At 48.6% G+C, this 4,637-nt stretch carries 6 protein-coding genes; 1 reads left to right on the top strand and 5 read right to left on the bottom strand.

What is annotated here, in order from left to right:
* The coding region (locus B2751_RS11660) for a citrate/2-methylcitrate synthase (RefSeq protein ID WP_290774901.1) at positions 1-642 on the bottom strand (642 nt) is incomplete at its 3' end.
* A gap of 165 nt (positions 643-807) precedes the next feature.
* Between B2751_RS11660 and B2751_RS11655 the strand changes: the two genes are divergently transcribed.
* Positions 808-1,074 (top strand): hypothetical protein, encoded by a 267-nt coding sequence (locus B2751_RS11655; RefSeq protein ID WP_290774899.1) that lies wholly within the window; start codon positions 808-810, stop codon positions 1,072-1,074.
* A gap of 59 nt (positions 1,075-1,133) precedes the next feature.
* Here the strand turns inward: B2751_RS11655 and B2751_RS11650 are convergent, their stop codons facing one another.
* The 4 genes from B2751_RS11650 to B2751_RS11635 all read right to left on the bottom strand — a co-directional run.
* Positions 1,134-1,829 (bottom strand): dihydropteridine reductase, encoded by a 696-nt coding sequence (locus tag B2751_RS11650; RefSeq protein ID WP_290774897.1) that lies wholly within the window; start codon positions 1,827-1,829, stop codon positions 1,134-1,136.
* Positions 1,830-1,857: 28 nt separating this feature from the next.
* A complete protein-coding gene (locus B2751_RS11645; protein WP_290749668.1) occupies positions 1,858-2,610 on the bottom strand; it encodes an ABC transporter ATP-binding protein in 753 nt (250 codons plus the stop codon).
* Positions 2,607-3,671: an iron chelate uptake ABC transporter family permease subunit gene (locus B2751_RS11640; protein ID WP_290774895.1), complete on the bottom strand. Its 1,065-nt coding sequence runs from the start codon at positions 3,669-3,671 to the stop codon at positions 2,607-2,609. Before B2751_RS11640 ends, B2751_RS11645 begins: the two co-directional genes overlap by 4 nt.
* A partial coding sequence (locus tag B2751_RS11635; protein ID WP_290774892.1) for an ABC transporter permease occupies positions 3,668-4,637 on the bottom strand: 970 nt, incomplete at its 5' end. The genes B2751_RS11635 and B2751_RS11640, both read right to left, overlap by 4 nt.

Genomic DNA, 4,637 nt, shown 5'->3' with positions numbered 1-4,637 from the left:
ATGAAGTGGTCCTTTCATGGATCCGATCGCGGCACAGACGCCGGAAATCATTTCCGATTCCGTCGAGACAACGACACGAGAAGCGAACGTCGAAGCATTCATGCCGTGTTCGATTGTTAAGATCAGATACGCTGTCAGTGCTTTGATCTCAACGTCACTTGGTAAGTGTCCCTTGATCATATAGATATAATTCGCGACGTGATCAAGTTCCGGATTCGGTTCGATGAAGTCAGCGCCTTGATTTTTTTGATACTTATAGGCGATGATTGTTGGTAAGAGTGCCGTTAAGTGCATCGCTTGATCGATTGTTGGTGGCCAAGCGAAAGCGGGTGTACCAAGCGCAGAGATTGCCGTGCGCATCGTGCTCATGACATCCATCTCGTTCGGCAATGTATCGAGAATCGTCTTTACGTAAGAAGGAAGTTCACGATAGCTTGTCATCTGTTCCTTGAATGTCAAAAGTTCCGATTCAGTCGGGAACGCACCGTTCCAGATGAAATACGCCACTTCTTCGAATGAATAAGATAATGCGAGTTCCTTTGCCCAGTGTCCACGATAGATAAGATGACCTAATGTTCCATCGACTAAACCGATTTGTGTTTCAGCAGCAATGACGCCTTCGAGTCCTTTTTTGTATTCCATCTTCAACACTCCTTTTCTAATACCTACTGTCAGTATGACTTACAACGATATCAAATCACCAGTTATTTGAATGCGTTTCCAAAATTATTCTTTGAAGCGCTATGATTAGAGTGCATTCTGTTTCAAGAAACAATCCAAATAGATAGTAGCTATGAAGGAGTACATATGAATAAAGCCATGATTATTCGGTTATTAGGATTTTTCTTTGTATTGAATGTCTTTTTAATGATCGATTTGTTCTTTTCGATGAGCCGAACGATTCTTGAGCCACTAGCATTAGTCGTTGCTTCATTGACCATGCTCATTCCTATAAAACGGCTTCAGCCTTTAGAGGACGAAACGTTGTCGGTTTTCAAATCGAGTATCGCTGTTATAGTAGGGATGCTCTTGATGAGCGGATTATTCTTACCCATTGTATTTATTTTCGGATAAGTGATCCTTTGTTCGTCATACAAAAAGAGACCGGGACAGTGTGAATGTCCCGGTCTTCTTCATGCCAAAAACGTATCCAATTGGTCTTGGCGTTTATCAATCATAATCTGAGCCTTTGGAATGTTAGCACCTTGTAACACGTTAATCGTATCTCGGAGAAATTCATCACTACCAACGATGTAGAACAAACCTTCCTTGTCCGCTGTCATCGCTTTGACAGCATCGTAGTAAGCAGAGCGATTTTCGACATAAGCAGGGCTAAACTGCTCATGTGAAAGAAGCTGAGTTTTGAATAGTTCAGTTCGCGCAGAATCAACGTTCAACGAGTGCATGTGCGGAATGCCATTTTTGTCAGTCTGATATTGCAAGATGATTGGACGAAACGTTGCCAAACCAACGCCTGCTGAGAGTAAGTACACTGTACGACCTTCCCGACGCAGTGGAATATTCGAATGCGTCTTAAACAAAGCAATCTTCTCACCCATTTTTAGTTGCTGAAGTGTCTGCTTAAAGACGGAACATTCCGGTTTGATCCGTGTCGTGATCCCGATCGTTCCTTCATGAGGGAGCGTCGAGATCGACATATGCCGGATCAGACTGCGGTTCGGCTTTTCGCCTGCATTAAAACCTTCCAGTGCCATATGCGTGTGTGCGCCTTCCTCCCAAACGAAATCATCCGGGCGTTTCAAATGAAACGTGTAGGTGTGTTCGCCTTCTTGCGTTACTTGTTCTAGTGGTAGCCAATCGATCTGCATCGTTCATTCCTCTCTTCTATATAAAGTATCAATACACAGCAATTGGACCATACGGACCTTCGATGATCTCAAGCCGTGTCTCGAAAATCTCGGATAATAGCGCTTCATTCATGACTTCGGCGACTGTTCCGAATGCAGCAATTTGTCCGTCCTTCATCGCACAGATGTGATCAGCGTATTTCGCAGCAAAATTGATATCGTGTAAGACGGTGATGATCGTCCGTCCAAACGTATCAGCGACGTGTCGCAGGTACCCCATCATCTGGACCGAACGGGCGATATCGAGATTATTGAGGGGTTCGTCGAGTAGAATGTATTCCGTTTCCTGGCAAAGTACCATCGCGACATAGGCCCGTTGTCGCTGTCCGCCCGATAATTCGTCGAGGTAGCGGTTCTCAAGCGACGTCAGCTCGAGAAAATCGATGTATTTCGAGATGATCGTTTCGTCGTCAGCCGTCAAGCGACCATTCGAGTAAGGGAACCGTCCGAAGCCGACGAGCTGCCGGACTGTCAGCCGGGTCACGAAATGATTTTCCTGTCGCAGGATGGTGATGATCTTTGCTAAGTCTTTCGATTTGCTACTTGTCACGTCCATCCCGGCGACTTCGATCTGTCCGGCATCGAGATCAAGCAAACGGCCGATCATCATCAACGTCGTCGACTTGCCAGCGCCGTTTGGACCAATCAAAGCCGTGAAACCGCCTTTTGGAATCGTTAAGTCGATTGGACCGATTCTGACATCGTCTGTATACGATTTTTTAACTTGTTCGAGTGATATCATAGGGACCTCTTTCTAAGCAACACGATAAGGAAAATCAGCCCGCCGAACAGTTCGATGATGACGGAGACGACGCTTGGCGTGTTGAAAATGTGATACATGAAGAAATAGGCAGTCGTTAAAACGAAGAAGCCGATTGCGAATGCCATCGGGAAAACATATTTATGATCGTATGTCGCAGCGACTTGATAGCTGAGCGTCGCCACTAAGAAACCAAAGAACGTCAATGGTCCGATCAGAGCCGTCGACATCGACATCAGGAGTGAAATCAAAATCAAGAAGTAGATGACACTGCCGCGATGATTGACACCGAACGATGTCGCGACCTCTTTTCCGAGTGCGACGACGTTGAGTCGTCCGGACGAAAAGTAGAGCAACAGACCAACGACGAGGACGACCGGAATGACGATCGGGAAGTAAGCTGCGTCGGCATTCGTGACCGAACCGAACAGGCGCGCTTGTAAGATATCGAACTCGGACGGCGCGAGCATCTTTCGCATGAATGACGACAGCGAGTTGAGACCAGTACCGAGAATGATTCCGACGAGTAACATCAATTGCAAGTTCGCGTACTTACCAGACAATAACCATCCGTATAACAAGAGGCTCATCGCGAGCATGATCGCGACCTGTGTCAAAAAGGAGCTCGTGCCGGTAAAGCCAACGAGTGCTCCCGCACCGAAGAAAAAGATCATCGATGTCTGGATCGTTGAGTAAAGGGCATCAAAACCAAGCAGGGACGGTGTGATGATTCGGTTGCTCGTGATCGAATGAAAGGCGACGGTCGCGAGACTTTGGCAAATTGCTGCAATCGCCATCGTGATGACTGCCGTGATCCGGCGTTCGACGACCGGCCAAAAGGACGGAGAATCAACCGGAACCGGATTATTGTAGAGCAAGAGACCAATCGTACTGAACACTCCGCCGCTAAGGAACAGGATGAGGAGAATCCAGTAGCAGCGCTCGAGTCGTTTCGACTGAAAGGCAGACGCCCGGCGATTGGTTTCACGTGTAACGCTCGGTTGATTTCTTGTATGTTCTTGTTGTCTAATCGCGGTACTCATCTGACACCTCCAGTCTTCCGCCGACGTAACAGAATGATGATGAAGACGGCTGCTCCGACCGTTCCGAGAATCAAGGAGACCGGCAGTTCAAACGGGCGGATGATCGTGCGTGAAATCAGATCACTAATTAGAATCGTTGCCATGCCAATCAGACAGACCCACGGCAAATTACTACGAAGATCGTCACCGCGAAACATCGAGACGATGTTCGGAACGATCAAGCCGAGGAAGGGCAAATTGCCAATGACAGTCGCGACGACACCGACGGATAGGGCAATTAGTCCGGTCGCAATCAGCATCAGCCGGTTGTAGTTGACACCGAGACTCGTCGCGATGTCTTCGCCAAGCCCAACGAGCGTCAAGCGACTCGCAAGGAAGAAGATACAGACCGTGACTCCGATGATAATCCAGAGATACTCGTAGCGACCGATCTGAACGGACGCGAACGAACCGACGAACCAGCCTTCGATTGCCTGACTGGCACGGAAGAACAAGCCGAGGAACGTCGAAATCGCAGAGATGACGGCTCCGAGCATCAGACCGATGATTGGGACGATCAACGATGAACGCAGTCGGACCGAACGGAGAAACCAGAAGAAGACCATCGTCCCGATGAATGCAAAAAGAATAGCACCGGTCATCCGCATCATTAGCGACGGTGCCGGAACGAGTAAGTAAACGGCTAACAGTCCGAGTCCTGCCCATTCGATCGTTCCCGTCGTCGTTGGTTCAACGAGCCGGTTTTGGGTGATCAGTTGCATGACAAGTCCTGCCATCGCCATCGCAGCACCGGTCAGCATCAAGGCGAGCGTCCGCGGAACGCGCGTGATCCAGAACATATCGAAATCGTTCGCGGCACTCCGTAGTTCGTAGACGCCCGTGAAGAGGGACGCCGTAGCGAGCGCTAAGACGAGACATAAGGTCAAGACGAACGGCTTCGTCCAAACGACAGAAAAGGAAGGTCGA

It is taken from the genome of Exiguobacterium sp. UBA6282 (genome assembly GCF_002440475.1).
In the GTDB taxonomy this organism is placed as follows: domain Bacteria; phylum Bacillota; class Bacilli; order Exiguobacteriales; family Exiguobacteriaceae; genus Exiguobacterium_A.
The sequence above is the reverse complement of the archived record's forward strand: the minus strand, read 5'-3'. Positions and strand labels throughout refer to the sequence as shown.

Excerpts from the sequence above, each read along its gene's own strand:
- B2751_RS11655 (WP_290774899.1), top strand. The coding sequence starts at position 808 with ATGAATAAAGCCATGATTATTCGGTTATTAGGATTTTTCTTTGTATTG.
- B2751_RS11640 (WP_290774895.1), bottom strand. The coding sequence starts at position 3,671 with ATGAGTACCGCGATTAGACAACAAGAACATACAAGAAATCAACCGAGC.
- B2751_RS11650 (WP_290774897.1), bottom strand. The coding sequence starts at position 1,829 with ATGCAGATCGATTGGCTACCACTAGAACAAGTAACGCAAGAAGGCGAA.
- B2751_RS11645 (WP_290749668.1), bottom strand. The coding sequence starts at position 2,610 with ATGATATCACTCGAACAAGTTAAAAAATCGTATACAGACGATGTCAGA.